Consider the following 14,671-nt stretch of genomic DNA (forward strand, 5'->3'; position numbering starts at 1 on the left):
CGTTACCCCACCTTTCCCATCAAGTAAACAACTGTGAAGATGAATACCCATACAACGTCGATAAAGTGCCAGTAAATACCTGCAACATAAATCTTCGGTGCCGTTACGACCGTCAAACCTTTTTTGAAGATTTGGGCGATCAAAATAGTGATCCATACCACCCCGAATGCGACGTGGGCGCCGTGGAACCCAACAAGCGTATAGAACGATGAACTAAATGCGCTGGTTGAGAACTTATGTCCTTCATGTACATACTCGAAGAACTCATAGATTTCTAATCCTAAGAAACCAAGTCCAAGAACAACCGTTACGATCAGCCAATTAACCATGGATTTAACATTATGACGGTGAAGCGCTTGAGTCGCGAATACACTCGTCAAACTACTCGTTAAGAGAAGAAAGGTTGCCAGAGCTACTGTCGATAATTGGAACAGCTCTGTTCCCGGTTTACCGTCTGCGATTTGATCACGAAGCGCGAGGAACGTCGCGAACAAAGTTCCGAACAATACGGACTCCCCGCCGAGGAACAACCAGAAACCTAGTACTTTATTGCGTCCTTCTAAGGTCGCTAATTCCGGTTGATGAGGTAACTTGTTGTCTAAGTGTGCGTGTCCGCTCATGCTTTTACCCCCTTATCTTCAAGATCCTCTGGTTCAATATGCCAACCATGATCATCAAATACGGAACGGCAGAACATGCCACCGAAAGTAATCAATAGACCAATAATAGCGACAATGTAATTGTTGAATAACATGCCTACGAAGCTGCTTGCGAACTCATCTTTCGCGAACATGAAACCGAAGCCTGCAATGAACAACCCAACGGACATCAAGAACGGAATAATGGAAGCCGACGGCATATGAATCGGACCGATGGGCTCGGATGCTGGCATTTCTTTGTTACCAGCCACTTTTTCTTTCCAATAAGCATCAAGACCGCGAACCAATGGAATTTGCGTGAAGTTGTGCTCTGGAGCTGGCGAAGGAATCGTCCACTCCAATGTGCGTCCATCTCCCCACGGATCATTAGCTGCATCTTTAGGTTTTCTTGCTGTAATCGTGATGTTAAGTAAGAAGATAATCGTTCCGACACCCATCAAGAAAGCACCGATGGAGCTAATTAAGTTCAATGTATCAAAGCCTTGGTTCGGCAAGTAAGTGAATACCCGACGAGGCATCCCCATCAATCCTAGGAAATGCTGTACAAAGAATGTTAAATGGAAGCCGATAAAGAACGTCCAGAATGTTAATCTACCTAATGTTTCGTTCAGTAAACGGCCGAACATTTTTGGCCACCAGTAATGTAGACCGGAGAATAGACCTAATACAAGACCACCCACAATAACATAGTGGAAATGGGCCACGACAAAGTACGAATCGTGATACTGGAAGTCTGCTGGCGCAGATGCCAACATAACCCCTGTTACGCCCCCCATAACGAATGTCGGAATAAATCCGATCGCGAACAAGCTGGACGTATTGAAGGTCAATTGGCCGCCCCATAACGTGAACAACCAGTTAAAGATCTTGATCCCCGTAGGCACCGCGATCAACATCGTAGCGATCGAGAACAATGCATTCGCTACAGGACCTAAACCTGCTGTAAACATATGGTGAGCCCAAACCATGAAGCCCAAGAAACCAATCAAGATGGTTGCAAATACCATGGAGCTGTATCCGAACAGCCGTTTTCTCGAGAAGGTCGAGATGACTTCGGAAATAATACCGAAAGCTGGAACGATTAGGATATATACCTCAGGATGACCAAAGATCCAGAAAATATGCTCCCAAAGTACGGCGTTACCGCCATTAGCAACTTCGAAGAAGTTCGCTCCGAACAAACGGTCGAATGTTAATAGCACAAGCCCTACCGTAATCGCTGGGAATGCGAACAAAATCAATGCAGACGTAATGAATACCGCCCATGTAAACATCGGCATCCGCATAAAGGACATGCCTGGCGCTCTCATATTGATAATAGTAACGAGGAAATTAATCCCCCCGAGCAGCGTACCGATACCGGCAATTTGTAGACCGATGGAGTAGAAGTCTACGCCATGTGTATTACTGTATGTATTACTCGCAAGCGGCATATACGAAGTCCACCCTGCATCTGGTGCTCCGCCAATGACCCAGCTTAAGTTCAAGAGTACTCCACCGAAGAAGAATGTCCAGAAGCCTAAGGCATTCAAGAAAGGAAATGCTACGTCACGCGCACCGATTTGCAACGGAATAATCGCATTCATGAGCGCGAAGATGATAGGCATAACCGCTAGGAAGATCATCGTCGTACCGTGCATCGTAATCAATTCATTAAATGTCTCCGCTGATACGAAATCCAATTTCGGCTGCATCAACTGGATACGAATCAAAATTGCTTCAATACCGCCGATTAAAAAAAACAATCCGCCGGCTAAGAGATACAATATCCCGATTTTTTTATGGTCAACGGTTGTGAGCCAATCCATTAACCCGTGATACCTTTTCACCGAATGAGCCAAGGTATGTGCCCCCCCTAATTCCCGCTGTTATCATAGTTCAATTTGTAATTTGCAAGATACTTCGAAATCCCATCGAGTTCTTCCGCCGTTAAGGGAACCTTCGGCATTTTGGAGCCTGGTTTCACTTTTACCGGGTCTGAAATCCATGTTTTCAAATTCTCTTCCACCGTTCCATCCGTGCCTAGCAATACGCTAGCAATCGCTTGTTTATTACCGATACCTGTAAGGTTAGGGCCCAATGTGCCGCCTTTGTCACCTACAGCATGGCAAGAAAGACATTTCTGTTCAAATGTCGCTGCAAGCGCTGGATCTTCCGGTAATACTGCTGGCGCTTTCATTTCCTTGACCCATTCATCGAACTTTGCATCATCAACGGCTTTTACCTTAAAGTCCATCAATGCATGGGAAGGTCCGCACAACTCCGCACATTTACCGAAGTAAACGCCTGCTTTTGGCGCTTCAAAATAAGCTTTATTCGTTGTTCCTTCTGGATTCGTATCAATTTTCCCGAACAAAGATGGAACCCAGAAAGAGTGAAGCACATCTGCTGTATTTAATTGCAAGGAAATCTTCTTCGATGTCGGAATAACGAGTTCTTGTCCTGTCTTCACTCCGTATTGCGGATATTCAAACTCCCACCAATACTGATGCGATGTCACTTTGACTTGTACCGCATTCTTATCCTTGGAGTAGTCTTCCGCAAATTCAAAAACGTACTTGACTGTCGGAATAACCAGAATCACAAGTAGGATAATTGGAATTACCGTCCAAATAATCTCCAATTTGTGACTGCCCTCGACTTGCTTCGGTATATCCGTTTGACCTGGACGCTTACGGAAACGCACAAGGACATAGCCTAAGATCACAAATACGATCACGACTACGACGGTCATCATACCGATAGATAACTTCATTAAATCATACTGCTTCTCTGCTATAGGTCCCTGCGGCTGTAATGTCGACAGATCCGCACGGCCGCAAGCGGAAAGTAAGAGCGCCAAACCTGCCAAAATTGGAAGGAGTCGCTTTACTGCATGCCACCGATTCATCATTGATCAACCCCACTTTTTACGTTTTCATAGATGACGACGAAGAATCAAATTACGCCATTCCATGTGCTTAAACACCGATGCCAATTGCCTGTCAATTAACAAGATCACGTAATTAACTATAATTTCCGCGGGATTTTTTGTCAATCGTTATAGATCAGTTCACAAATTGTTCTAAAAGCTGTAAAAATCGCATCACTGAGCCATTTGTTAACGCTTACAATTGTGAACAAAGGTCTGTAAACCCCCTTGAAATGCCCTTTCGGAGGCCTTGTCAACACTCCAAACAATTCCAATATGCCGCCTATTTGTGTCTTTTTTTCGTCAAAATACACGATCATCCACTTGACAACTCCTATATGATCTTTATGCATCGATCCCACAAAAAAAACCGCCTGTACGAATCGAATTTCGTACAAGCGGTGTATGTTTTATACATATTATGACTGTAGTTTCACCAATTCATGTTCAACAATTGTGGTCAGCTCTTCTTCATAGCCGCCCATAATGTGGTACTTCCGGATGTATTCTTTCACAAACTTACGAGGATCCTTAGGTCGGAAAATTCGAGCCATCTCTTTAATACTTTCCCTTACTTCATTGTGTCCCTTCGTTGCCATGAAAATTCCCTCCCAAAGCTTTGTAGATCATGCTCCGTTTTAGAGAACGCCGAAAAGATTTCATTGTTTCCACATATTGCGTTATTTTATTGGAAAAACCCTCCTACACCTCATTATAACATAATCAGAACAAGTTTAAAGGACATAATGTGTATTCTAGATATTAGCGCTATGTTAAATAAGAAGGAAAATGCCCTGGATTCTAAGGAATCCAAGGCATCTGACATTAATTAATTTCTTTGGTTTTGAACCGCACAATACTGGCTAGGACAACCACTGCAATGTAGATAACCGTGATGCCGAGTGCAAATCCAAGCGTAATGCCCAGTGGATCATTCGAGCCTGGAACATAGTGAGCAAGACTCGTATATTTTAATACCACGAATTTGGACCACGCGTATTTACCTGCTAATAATCCGAACATACTGCTAAAGACATTGAAGAATAACCCGATCCCAATCGATAATCCCAAGCTGGTTGTAAATACGCCTGCTGCAAAGGATAACGTCATCAAGAACAAAGAGAACGGGAAGATATAGAACACATCCATCGCATTATCCATCAATGTGACATCCCCGCCTAGCCCGAACAAACCTGCACCGATCGCGAAGCTGGCAACCAGCATTATAATGAAAGAAAAGAGGAACATGACGCCCACGGCAGCATATTTCGAGAGCAATACAGCTGTCCGGCTTGCCGGCCGAATAAGCAATTGCTTCACGGTACCATCCTTAAATTCCTCCGTAACGATTTGCGCCCCGAGTACGATCCCGAACAGCATCACGATCTGAGGTACTATCATGACGATCAAAGAGGTAAAAGAACCTGCATCCATCGATGCTGCGGTTGTTTTGGAGAATAACGCGATTGCAAGACCTATTGCCCCGATGAACAAGATCAAGAATGCATTGAAGTAGAGTCCCTGCTTCTTGCTGTTCATTTTCATGATTTCATTACGAAAAAGCTGTATAAACATTATTGGTTCCCCCCTTGTGTTAACGACAAGAACATATCTTCTAACGATTCTTTCTTCGTATTGACTTGATAGATTCGAATATTATTCTGTACCAGCACATGAATGACATCCGGAACTTGACCTTTCTCCAATTCCACGGTGACCGTATTCAAATCGACAGACAAGATGCCGTACGGCTCTAGCAATTGCTTCGCTAAGACGCGGTCATCCACCTCGATCACAACCGGAAGCTTCTGATGCGTCGTATCCACGCCCTTAATCGTGCGTTCATCGACATACTGTCCATTCTGGATAATGACGACGCGGTCACACATCAGTTCAATTTCGGCAAGAAGGTGACTCGATACAACCACTGCAATGTTTTCTTCCACTGCAAGCTTACGAAGATAATCACGCAATTCATGAATCCCCGCAGGATCCAATCCATTCGTCGGTTCATCCAAGATCAAGATCGATGGGTGATGCAGTAGCGCCTGCGCAATCCCAAGACGCTGTCTCATGCCTAGGGAATACGTCTTGACCTTATCGTGAATGGCCCGCTCTAAATCAACGATCTTTACGATTTCTTTGATCCGCTCTTCACTGACCGGCGTTGCGCTCATCCGTGCGAAATGAATCAGGTTTTTATAACCTGTCATATATTTGTACAACTCCGGGTTCTCAACGATTGCACCGACATAAGATACGGCTTTGGCTCGTTCCTTCTTGATACTATGTCCCTCGATAAAAATTTCACCTTTGGTCATCGAGATGAGTCCGAGCATCATTCGGATTGTCGTCGTCTTCCCGGAACCGTTCGGTCCCAAAAATCCATAAACTTCACCGCGTTTGACCGCAAATGACAAGTCATCAATGATGGTTTTGCCCCCAATGACTTTGCTAACATGTTCAAGCTGAACGACAATATGATCATTTGACATGATTGTTTTCCCTCACTTTATATTTATTGAATGCATCATGGCTTCGTTATTTGATGTTTTAAGTATACCGAACCGAAATAGATTGAAACACCGACTTTTCTTTCAAAAGCAAACTGTAATCTTACAATTTAGTAATGTTTTAATTTCCCTCCCCTGTAGTGTATAGTATTGGTGTTAGATATACTTGATATAACCTTTTGCTAGAAATATATTTAAAAGATTTCATTTTCAACCTCGATAAGGAGATTCGTCACGTGATTAAAAAGGATCGTTTGTCCCTGGGACGAGAAGTATGGCTGCTTGCTATTATCTTATTTTTCGTAGAGTTCGTACGCGGTGCGGCACTTATTAGTTTCATTCCGATTTACGGCAAAGAAGTACTATATATTAATGTAGCAATTATCGGCGTAGCCATCACGGCGCATTATCTAACGGATACCATCTTGAAATCTGTCATCGGCTATTTGCTAGATCGCTTTTCCATTCGATTCATCGTTCATACGGGTTTGCTGATCACCTTGGCCGGCATGCTGATGTTCCAATTTGCGAACCATCATTGGGTATTCATTCTTGCTTCGGCCTTATATGGCGTCGGTATCTCTCCGATCTGGATCGTGTGTCTCACCAAAGTCACCGAAGAGAAACGTGCAACCCAAATGGGTTTTCTTTATACAATCTGGCTGGTAGGCATGGGGTTAGGCCCGGTGGTCTGCAATGTCATCATTGAGCATCATCCGATTCTATCTTACTGGATTCTCGTTGTGCTATCTTTGCTTGCCTGGATTCTATCGTTATTCATTACGAACACGCAAGTCCAACAAGTACAATATATCCCTTTTCGTGAACAGCTGCACATTCTATCGGAACGCCTGAAGCTGATGAAACCTTTGCTGCCCGGGATGATTCTGCAAACGACAGGTGCCAGCATGATTGTCCCGATCTTACCCAGCTTCGCCGAAGAATCGCTTCGACTAACAAATACGTCCTATACGCTGCTGCTCCTCTTCGGAGGTGCATGTACCGTTATCGCCTTGATTCCCATGGGGAAATTGTCAGATCGGTTCGGCAAAAAATGGTTCCTGGTGTTCGGCTTCCTGATGTTCGCCTTTGCACTCTACTCTATCTCGCAAGGCCCTACCTTGGTGATGGCCTATGTATGGGCTATTGTCTTAGGCGTCTCATATGCTGCGGTGCTTCCGGCTTGGAATGCCCTGCTCGCGAACTATGTCCCTCCCGCCCAACAAGGACTGGGTTGGGGAATCTTCTCTACGGTAGAAGGCATCGGTGTCATGATTGGTCCGGTACTGGGTGGATACCTAGCTTCCATTTACAGCACGCAGCAAGTGGTCTTCATTAGTTCCATCCTGTTCGGCGCTATTGCTTTGTTCTACATTTTCTTTCCATTTAAGCATATCGTTCATCATTCCACAGGGAGGCACTGATCGATGATCCAGTTGGCTAAAGCCGAACAAGCTGTCTACAGCAGTACCGTCAGTTGGGTAGGAACAACGATATCCATTGGTATTGTCGCTATGATTCTTCTCATCTTTTTCATGGTCATTAAAATGGCGACAGACGATTCGGAGAAGCATGCTGAAGTCAGAAAATACATCGAAGCTTTATTCGGCGGACAGTCTTCGAATGCCAAAGAAGAAGAGAATGAAGAGGCTACGCGGCAAGCTGCCGAACGGCTAGCCAAAGAAATAGGTCCTTTCGAGGATGCATGTCCTGCCTGCCAAACCCCCGTCACCCATCAGAATATTGATTGTCCTTCCTGCGGACTGCGATTGATCTGATCCTTATGCTCCGATGCATAGCTCATGGATTTGCTGGGTATGTTAACTAGGAAATCAATTTACATGAACAGTACAGCATGATAACGAAAGGGGCTATGGCGTGATGGGCAAAGAAAAGGACATGAACCCTATCTCACACGAACGTGTTGAAATCGATGGCATTTATACGAATGAATTTGGACAAGAAGAGCATTTACACCGGGGACAGACATTCCCTGCCAACTTGGTGGTTGGAACAACCGAATGGGAATTGAAAGAATACATGTTCGATAATCATGCCGAAGGACGCACAGATCCACGTCTTGTACCCAAAGAAAACGATACAGATAAACAACAAAAACAAGTTCATCCGCGACTGCACCAGGATCAATCGGATAAATAATGTAAATAAGACCTTCGTCTCCTTCAAACACAGGAATGAAGGTCTTTTTCTATCCTGCAGACAAAATTTTAGTGTTGCGCCTTGATCGCTGTTATACCTATAATGAGTCATTAACATCTTATGGGAGCGCGATTCTTTTGTATTTTTTTGTCATCAATGAACGAGCAGGCAACGGGAAAGGCGGACGCGTGTGGGCGAAGCTTGAGCCTGTCCTACAGGCGAGACGCATACCCTATCGCTATGCGCTAACGAATAACGCGGCACAGGCACAGCGTAGCGTGCAAGAAGCCATGGCCGCCGAGGAGCTTCAAGCGGTGGCGGTCATTGGCGGCGACGGTACGATACACAGTATCGTGCCGCTGCTTGCGGCGAGCGGCGTCGCGCTCGCCGTGATTCCCGCGGGATCGGGGAACGATACCGCCAGGGGGTTCGGCATTCCGCGCCAGCCGCTGGCTGCGCTGGATGTGGCGCTGTCCGGTCGATGCCGCGACATCGACCTGATCAATGTCGGCGGCGAACCGACGCTGACGGCGCTTGCTGTTGGGTTCGACGCCGAGATTGCGGAGGCGGTGAACGACAGCAGCTATAAGAAATGGTGCAACCGACTTGGTATAGGTCGGGTAGCTTATATTATTGGACTTCTTCAGACGTTATTTCGGTATCAGCCGGCTCGGCTGGAGATTGAAGTCGATGGTGGACCGACGAAGACATTCGAACAAGCATGGCTCGTCGCGATCACGAATGTAACCACCTATGGCGGCGGACTGATGATCTGTCCGCAAGCCGCTACCGACGATGGTCTATTAGATATCTGTGTCGTTCATAGCTGTACGAAGTGGAATTTACTTCACTTTTTCCCTAAAGTATTGTCCGGCAGCCATACTTCCTTGCCTTTTGTCACCATGTTACGCGTTCGTGCCATCAAGGTACGATCCGAGATCGTTCGCCTGGCCTATGGCGATGGTGAGAAAAGCACGGTTACTCCGCTTCATGCGGAGGTTATGGCAGGCGCATTACACATGATGACGACATAGCACGCAGTACGTATATAAGCACTTATACAATTTACTTCGACTCGCGAAAAAACAAGAACTCCCCTTGGCGGCGGCACGCTGCCTGGGGAGTTCTTGTTCTTCCTACCTATTATGAAATAACATTTAATTGTTCTAGCTCTATTGTCGATAATGTCAGATCGGATGCTCCTGCGCTATTGATGATGCTCTCGCTCCGGCTTGCGCCCGGTATCGGGATAATTACCGGAGATAGTTGGAGCAGCCATGCCAATGCAACCTGCTGCGGTGTAACGCCATGTTCGTCGGCAATGCCGGACAACACATCATGCTCGCCAATCTTGCCAGCTTGGCTCATGCCATTCAGCGGGCTATAAGGCAAGAAGCTAATGCCTAACTCTTCACTACGCTTCAATACATCCAGAGAAGAGCGGTCAAATACATTCAACCGATTCTGAACGCTTACAATCGGAACGATGGCTAATGCTTCCTCAAGCTCTGCTACCGTCACGTTAGACAATCCAATATGTACGATTTTACCTTCCTTCTGAAGATCCGCTAAGGCTTGAATGGAATCCGCGAACGGTACCAACGGATCGGGACGATGGAACTGATACAAGAAAATATGGTCCTGTTCCAGCGCTAGAAGACTCGCTTCGCATGCTTCTCTGAGCCGTTCCGGTCGACCATCTGCCTCCCAGCGGCCTTCCGGGCGAATCAAACCACCTTTGGTGGCCACAACGACCGAGGCATTCCCTCGAAGCGCCTTCGCAAGAATCCGTTCATTGTGCCCCATGTCCGCTGTATCCAGACAATAGCAATCGGCTGTATCAAAGAACGTAATTCCTGCATCCAATGCCGCATGAATCGTGGCCATAGCTTGTTCCTCGGATGGTCTGCCAGTAATGGATAACGGCATACATCCCATCCCCATCTCGCTGACGCTGATCCCCGTAGACCCTAGATTTCTATGATTCATGTTATCTCATCCTCCTTTAGTAGGAATATATTAGTGTATTCGCCAAATATGACTTCCCCCCTCTTTTTACAAGGAATATATTGCAACAAAAATCCCATAGGGAGATACATAGCCATTTCGTATGGTATGCATGCCCCTATGGGATGAATCATCTTCGAATCTATTCTATTGTTCCGATTCTACCGGCTTCTTCCGTCGCAACACATTAAATAATATATTCATGACCATGGCCGTAAACGTCCCGGCAACAATCCCGTTTTCCGTTAAGATCTTTAAATTTTCTGGTAGCGCATCGAATAAGTTAGGAACCACGGTTACGCCTAACCCCATCCCCACCGAACACGCTATAATGAGCAAATTCTCGTGGTTGTTCAAGTCAACTGAAGACCCCAACATCCGAATCCCCGAGGAGACAACCATCCCGAACATCGCAATCATCGCTCCCCCTAGAACGGAGGTAGGAACAATCGTGGTCAGTGCTGCAATTTTCGGCACGAAACCAAGCAATACAAGGATTATCCCTGCTGTGAAAATAACATCCTTCGTCTTTACGCGGCTCATTTGAATCAAGCCTACATTTTGCGAGTACGTCGTGTAAGGGAAGGCATTAAACACCCCGCCCAACATGATCGCAAGACCTTCAGCACGGTAGCCTTTCGCCAAATCCTTCGACGTGATATCCTTGTCTAGAATTTTGCCTAAAGCCATGAATACCCCTGTGGATTCCGCGATACTCACAATCGCAACAATGATCATGGTCACGATTGCAGAAGGTTCAAATTTCGGGGTACCGAAATAAAACGGCTTAATCGGGTGCAGCCAACTTGCGTCCATGACGGGTTGGAGACTTACTTTCCCCATAAAGCCCGCTGCAATCGTCCCGATAACCAGTCCAAGCAGGATGGAGATCGCACGCATAAAGCCTTGTGTAAAGCGATTGATCAGAATAATAATAATAAGTACGCCAAAACCAAGCATTAAATTTTCCGGGCTGCCGAAATCCTCCGCTCCAGAAGAACCGCCGCCCAGATCCGTTAGTGCGACAGGGATTAAGGTAACCCCGATGGTTGTAACGACAGACCCTGTGACGACAGGCGGGAAAAATCGGATTAATCGACCGAACAAGCCTGAGAAGATCACGACAAATAGGCCCGATGCGATAATCGCACCATAGATCGCCGATATGCCATACCTGCTCCCGATCGCAATCATCGGAGCAACCGCTTGGAAGGCACAACCAAGAACGACAGGTAGACCGATTCCGAAGAAACGGTTATTCCATAATTGAAGCAGCGTTGCAACCCCGCACATCAGTAAGTCAATGCCAATCAAGTACGTAAGTTGCTGTTGGCTCATGTCCAATTGCCCTGCCACGATAAGCGGTACGATGACCGCTCCGGCATACATGGCTAAGACATGTTGAAATCCTAAGGATGCCGTCTGCAACGGATGGCGATTTAATTTCATGGGGTGACAACCTCATCTGCTTCAGCGAATTGTACTTCCCCATCTTCTAGACCCGCAATGCGTACAAGTGATTCCAGACGATAACCCGCTTCTTTGAGCTTCGCTCCGCCAGGCTGGAAGGCCTTCTCAATGGCAATCCCGATCCCAGCTACGCTTGCACCGGCTTGCTCAACCACACGAGCTAGTCCGAACGCAGCTTCGCCATTTGCTAAGAAATCATCGATGATCAAGACATGATCGGATGCATCCATGAATTTTTTGCTGACCGTAATTTCGTTCGTCTCTTGCTTTGTGAACGAGTACACTTTCTCCGTGAAAATATCATCGCGAAGCGTCAGCGATTTCTGCTTGCGTGCGAAGATAAGCGGCACTTTAATTTCTAATGCCGTCATGATCGCAGGCGCGATACCGGACGATTCGATCGTAAGAACTTTCGTTATGTTCTCAGCTGCAAAGCGGCTCGCGAACTCCTTGCCGATTTCTTGCATGAGGACCGGGTCCATTTGATGATTTAAGAATGAATCCACTTTTAATACTTGATTACTCAGCACAATGCCGTCTTGCTGTACTTTATCACGTAACAATTTCACGCTTTCCAAGCCTCCCGTAGTGTAAAAACCTTATAAAATAGAAGTATACCCGAAAATTCGACATGGCGAAAGGCTATATTATACGGATTTTTTGGGTATATCTAGGATTCCCAGGTTTTAAAGGTTTCAATTCCGCTCTATAATGGTAATATAGGGCATATACTATGAGAATTAGGAGAGAAGCTTTGCTATGAAAATGTTAAAAGAGTTCAAAGAGTTTGCAGTTAAAGGCAGTGTCATTGACCTTGCTGTCGGGGTTATTATCGGGGGAGCCTTTGGTAAAATTGTCACCTCCGTCGTGAACGATATCATCATGCCTCCGATTGGGAGGCTTCTTGGCGCAGTCGACTTTAAAAATTTGTTCATCAAGCTTAAGCCTTCGGATGTCACCACACTCGCTGAAGCTACAAAACAAGGAGTCCCTGTTATCGCCATTGGGCAATTTATTAATGTCATCATTGAATTCCTTATTATCGCCTTCTGCGTTTTCCTGCTTGTCAAAGGAATCAACATGTTGAAACGGGAGCAGAAAAAAGATGAAGCGGAAGCTGCGCCAACCACTAAGGATTGCCCGTACTGCTACTCCTCGATTCCGATTCAAGCGACACGCTGCGGTCACTGTACCTCGCAATTGGACAAGACTGAACACGTAGCAGGATCGTAAAGGAGCTTATCCCCTATGAGCGCAAACATGGAAGAGCTGTTTGATATCTATGATGAAGCGATGACCCCGCTAGGTGTTGCACCTCGTTCCGAGGTTCACGCCAAGGGGTATTGGCATCAATCCTTTCACTGTTGGATCGTCTGCGGCGAAGGACAGGAGCGGATGGTGCTGTTCCAGAAGCGGAACAGCCTGAAGGATACGTTTCCCGGTCTCTATGACATTACTGCTGCTGGACATTTGTCCGCAGGAGAAACGGTCAACCAAGCCGCGAGAGAGCTGGAGGAAGAGCTCGGACTTCCACTCCCGTTCGAAGCTTTAACCTCGTTAGGCGCCATACAGAACGAGAATATGGGTGAGGTACGCGGCGTTCCATTCATCGATCGCGAATATAACCATCTATTCGGCGTACGATGCGATCAGCCGCTAAGTTCCTATACGCTTCAAGCGACCGAAGTGGAAGGCCTCTATCAAGCCCCGCTCATCGACATGCTAGCCTTGTTCCAAGGTACGCGGGAGACACTGGAAGCGAACGGCGTTACGTTAAATCCTATTCGACTAGAGGGTAAAAGCTTGGGTTCCCTTCAACCAAGTCACGTGACCCTTCGTCAGGACGACTTCGTCCCGCATGGGGACGCTTATTATTTGCACGTTCTTCAAGCTTTACGAACACTTTAAGACAAATAAAACCCCGCTTGCGTTAAAGAGCAGCTCTAGATAAGAGAGCAGCCATTTAACCTAAGCGGGGTTATTTTCACTTTTGCTTGATTATCGCAAGCCTTGATAGGCTATATTACGTTCGAGATGAGGAATTCCCTTGTCCTTCGCGGCCTCACGATCCAAATTGCGAATTCGCTCGAGCCAGGCCTCGGGCGTAACTTGGAGTTGCCTTGCTTGAACGAGACGTTCCGCATGGTCATAGCAGGTATCATAACCGCCCAGTTTGCGAATGACAGCGATATATTGAACGACGAGTTCCCTTGCTGGTCCTGCTTCATAACCAAAGCTCGTTACCAATGAATGTACAATGCCACGTTCATACGTGTTCAGTCGCACTTGCGTTTTCATGATAGACCCACCTTCCTCCTATATTTATATTATATCCAACGAGGCGAAGAAATGACTCCCATTTTTCCGACGAAAAGACCACTTGATTGCCCAAATGCAACGAATCTAGCCTTCTACCGCGCATGGATTTCGTAATCTGATCGTAGAACCATGTGATATCCTTCTTTAATTGTATCGCTTCTTGCAAGATTTTGCCAGTGTCACTGTCTGCCATCGGTCCGATAATAATATCCGGATGCGCGCTGCAAGGATCTTCTCCTTTCACATCAGCCATACGATGGGACAGAATGAACTCGGCCCAAGCGATAGAATCGCTTAAGAATATACGGGGTTCTATGGCAGGCGGCATGGCCAACAACTCAATCTCCAACACACATGGCCGTGCGTCTCCGATAAAGTTGCTGCGAGCGGTCTTCACTGCCCATTTGCGCGCTTGCGCTGCGGATATCGTCGTATAGAAGCCCTCACCGAAATCTCTGCCAGGACGCCAATATTGGCTGTTTAGCAGCCTTTGTTGAAAAGACGCTACGAATTGATCGGTCGTACCGTGATATAATCGTTGTGGGGTAATAATATTCATCATAAACCTCCTGACTTCATTCAACTCCTAATTGAAGTTCCATCTGGAAGGTCTAAATTCCTTTATTTTCCTG

Annotated in this window: 17 protein-coding genes; 6 read left to right on the forward strand and 11 right to left on the reverse strand. The window is 46.3% G+C overall.

What is annotated here, in order from left to right; translation table 11 throughout:
* Window positions 1-2: 2 nt before the first annotated feature.
* The 6 genes from BVG16_RS19985 to BVG16_RS20015 all read right to left on the reverse strand — a co-directional run bounded on the left by BVG16_RS19985 (window position 3) and on the right by BVG16_RS20015 (window position 6,065).
* Complete coding sequence (locus BVG16_RS19985; RefSeq protein WP_078500891.1) at window positions 3-620, reverse strand: cytochrome (ubi)quinol oxidase subunit III; 618 nt, start codon at window positions 618-620, stop codon at window positions 3-5.
* Window positions 617-2,467, reverse strand: coding sequence for a cytochrome c oxidase subunit I (ctaD, locus tag BVG16_RS19990; protein WP_078501144.1), 1,851 nt, complete (start codon window positions 2,465-2,467; stop codon window positions 617-619). Before ctaD ends, BVG16_RS19985 begins: the two co-directional genes overlap by 4 nt.
* Before the next feature lie 47 nt (window positions 2,468-2,514).
* The gene (gene coxB, locus BVG16_RS19995) at window positions 2,515-3,552 is read right to left on the reverse strand and encodes a cytochrome c oxidase subunit II (protein WP_078500893.1); all 1,038 of its coding nucleotides are present in this window, start codon (window positions 3,550-3,552) and stop codon (window positions 2,515-2,517) included.
* 437 nt (window positions 3,553-3,989) lie between these two features.
* Complete coding sequence (locus BVG16_RS20005; protein ID WP_018754798.1) at window positions 3,990-4,169, reverse strand: hypothetical protein; 180 nt, start codon at window positions 4,167-4,169, stop codon at window positions 3,990-3,992.
* Between the two features lie 226 nt (window positions 4,170-4,395).
* Entirely contained in the window at window positions 4,396-5,145 is a 750-nt protein-coding gene (locus BVG16_RS20010) for an ABC transporter permease (protein ID WP_078500897.1), read from the reverse strand.
* Complete coding sequence (locus BVG16_RS20015) at window positions 5,145-6,065, reverse strand: ABC transporter ATP-binding protein (protein ID WP_078500899.1); 921 nt, start codon at window positions 6,063-6,065, stop codon at window positions 5,145-5,147. The genes BVG16_RS20010 and BVG16_RS20015 overlap by 1 nt, the downstream gene beginning before the upstream one ends.
* A 254-nt stretch (window positions 6,066-6,319) precedes the next feature.
* On the opposite strand from BVG16_RS20015, the gene BVG16_RS20020 reads away from it, so the two are divergent.
* The 4 genes from BVG16_RS20020 (at window position 6,320) to BVG16_RS20035 (ending at window position 9,277) form a co-directional block, all read left to right on the forward strand.
* Complete coding sequence (locus tag BVG16_RS20020; RefSeq protein WP_078500901.1) at window positions 6,320-7,507, forward strand: MFS transporter; 1,188 nt, start codon at window positions 6,320-6,322, stop codon at window positions 7,505-7,507.
* A 3-nt stretch (window positions 7,508-7,510) separates the two neighbouring features.
* Window positions 7,511-7,861, forward strand: coding sequence for a hypothetical protein (locus BVG16_RS20025; protein ID WP_078500903.1), 351 nt, complete (start codon window positions 7,511-7,513; stop codon window positions 7,859-7,861).
* A gap of 103 nt (window positions 7,862-7,964) precedes the next feature.
* On the forward strand, window positions 7,965-8,243 hold the full coding sequence (locus tag BVG16_RS20030; RefSeq protein ID WP_078500905.1) for a transposase: 279 nt from the start codon (window positions 7,965-7,967) through the stop codon (window positions 8,241-8,243).
* A gap of 137 nt (window positions 8,244-8,380) precedes the next feature.
* Window positions 8,381-9,277 carry a diacylglycerol/lipid kinase family protein gene (locus tag BVG16_RS20035; protein ID WP_078500907.1) on the forward strand — a complete coding sequence of 299 codons (897 nt, stop codon included), beginning with the start codon at window positions 8,381-8,383 and terminating at the stop codon, window positions 9,275-9,277.
* A gap of 109 nt (window positions 9,278-9,386) precedes the next feature.
* Here BVG16_RS20035 and BVG16_RS20040 read toward each other — a convergent pair whose 3' ends face one another.
* The 3 genes from BVG16_RS20040 to BVG16_RS20050 all read right to left on the reverse strand — a co-directional run bounded on the left by BVG16_RS20040 (window position 9,387) and on the right by BVG16_RS20050 (window position 12,289).
* Window positions 9,387-10,232 (reverse strand): aldo/keto reductase, encoded by an 846-nt coding sequence (locus BVG16_RS20040; RefSeq protein ID WP_078500909.1) that lies wholly within the window; start codon window positions 10,230-10,232, stop codon window positions 9,387-9,389.
* A 165-nt stretch (window positions 10,233-10,397) separates the two neighbouring features.
* Window positions 10,398-11,699, reverse strand: coding sequence for a nucleobase:cation symporter-2 family protein (locus tag BVG16_RS20045; RefSeq protein WP_078500911.1), 1,302 nt, complete (start codon window positions 11,697-11,699; stop codon window positions 10,398-10,400).
* Window positions 11,696-12,289, reverse strand: a complete 594-nt coding sequence (locus tag BVG16_RS20050; protein ID WP_078500913.1) for a xanthine phosphoribosyltransferase — start codon at window positions 12,287-12,289, stop codon at window positions 11,696-11,698. Before BVG16_RS20050 ends, BVG16_RS20045 begins: the two co-directional genes overlap by 4 nt.
* A 190-nt stretch (window positions 12,290-12,479) precedes the next feature.
* Here BVG16_RS20050 and mscL point away from each other — a divergent pair, with 190 nt between their 5' ends.
* Entirely contained in the window at window positions 12,480-12,953 is a 474-nt protein-coding gene (gene mscL / locus BVG16_RS20055) for a large conductance mechanosensitive channel protein MscL (protein ID WP_078500915.1), read from the forward strand.
* Between the two features lie 15 nt (window positions 12,954-12,968).
* Entirely contained in the window at window positions 12,969-13,628 is a 660-nt protein-coding gene (locus tag BVG16_RS20060) for an NUDIX hydrolase (RefSeq protein ID WP_198957511.1), read from the forward strand.
* Between the two features lie 90 nt (window positions 13,629-13,718).
* Here the strand turns inward: BVG16_RS20060 and BVG16_RS20065 are convergent, their stop codons facing one another.
* Window positions 13,719-14,018 (reverse strand): hypothetical protein, encoded by a 300-nt coding sequence (locus BVG16_RS20065; RefSeq protein ID WP_078500917.1) that lies wholly within the window; start codon window positions 14,016-14,018, stop codon window positions 13,719-13,721.
* Window positions 13,987-14,601: a DUF3990 domain-containing protein gene (locus BVG16_RS20070; protein ID WP_078500919.1), complete on the reverse strand. Its 615-nt coding sequence runs from the start codon at window positions 14,599-14,601 to the stop codon at window positions 13,987-13,989. The genes BVG16_RS20065 and BVG16_RS20070 overlap by 32 nt, the downstream gene beginning before the upstream one ends.
* Window positions 14,602-14,671 lie beyond the last annotated feature (70 nt).

Origin of the sequence: Paenibacillus selenitireducens (assembly GCF_002021565.1) — a bacterium.
GTDB lineage: Bacteria > Bacillota > Bacilli > Paenibacillales > Paenibacillaceae > Paenibacillus_K > Paenibacillus_K selenitireducens.

What these genes read in the sequence shown, in the direction of transcription:
- BVG16_RS19985 (WP_078500891.1), bottom strand. Translation starts at nt 620, where the DNA reads ATGAGCGGACACGCACACTTAGACAACAAGTTACCTCATCAACCGGAA.
- ctaD (WP_078501144.1), bottom strand. Translation starts at nt 2,467, where the DNA reads ATGGATTGGCTCACAACCGTTGACCATAAAAAAATCGGGATATTGTAT.
- coxB (WP_078500893.1), bottom strand. Translation starts at nt 3,552, where the DNA reads ATGATGAATCGGTGGCATGCAGTAAAGCGACTCCTTCCAATTTTGGCA.
- BVG16_RS20005 (WP_018754798.1), bottom strand. Translation starts at nt 4,169, where the DNA reads ATGGCAACGAAGGGACACAATGAAGTAAGGGAAAGTATTAAAGAGATG.
- BVG16_RS20010 (WP_078500897.1), bottom strand. Translation starts at nt 5,145, where the DNA reads ATGTTTATACAGCTTTTTCGTAATGAAATCATGAAAATGAACAGCAAG.
- BVG16_RS20015 (WP_078500899.1), bottom strand. Translation starts at nt 6,065, where the DNA reads ATGTCAAATGATCATATTGTCGTTCAGCTTGAACATGTTAGCAAAGTC.
- BVG16_RS20025 (WP_078500903.1), top strand. Translation starts at nt 7,511, where the DNA reads ATGATCCAGTTGGCTAAAGCCGAACAAGCTGTCTACAGCAGTACCGTC.
- BVG16_RS20030 (WP_078500905.1), top strand. Translation starts at nt 7,965, where the DNA reads ATGGGCAAAGAAAAGGACATGAACCCTATCTCACACGAACGTGTTGAA.
- BVG16_RS20040 (WP_078500909.1), bottom strand. Translation starts at nt 10,232, where the DNA reads ATGAATCATAGAAATCTAGGGTCTACGGGGATCAGCGTCAGCGAGATG.
- BVG16_RS20045 (WP_078500911.1), bottom strand. Translation starts at nt 11,699, where the DNA reads ATGAAATTAAATCGCCATCCGTTGCAGACGGCATCCTTAGGATTTCAA.
- mscL (WP_078500915.1), top strand. Translation starts at nt 12,480, where the DNA reads ATGAAAATGTTAAAAGAGTTCAAAGAGTTTGCAGTTAAAGGCAGTGTC.
- BVG16_RS20060 (WP_198957511.1), top strand. Translation starts at nt 12,969, where the DNA reads ATGAGCGCAAACATGGAAGAGCTGTTTGATATCTATGATGAAGCGATG.
- BVG16_RS20065 (WP_078500917.1), bottom strand. Translation starts at nt 14,018, where the DNA reads ATGAAAACGCAAGTGCGACTGAACACGTATGAACGTGGCATTGTACAT.
- BVG16_RS20070 (WP_078500919.1), bottom strand. Translation starts at nt 14,601, where the DNA reads ATGATGAATATTATTACCCCACAACGATTATATCACGGTACGACCGAT.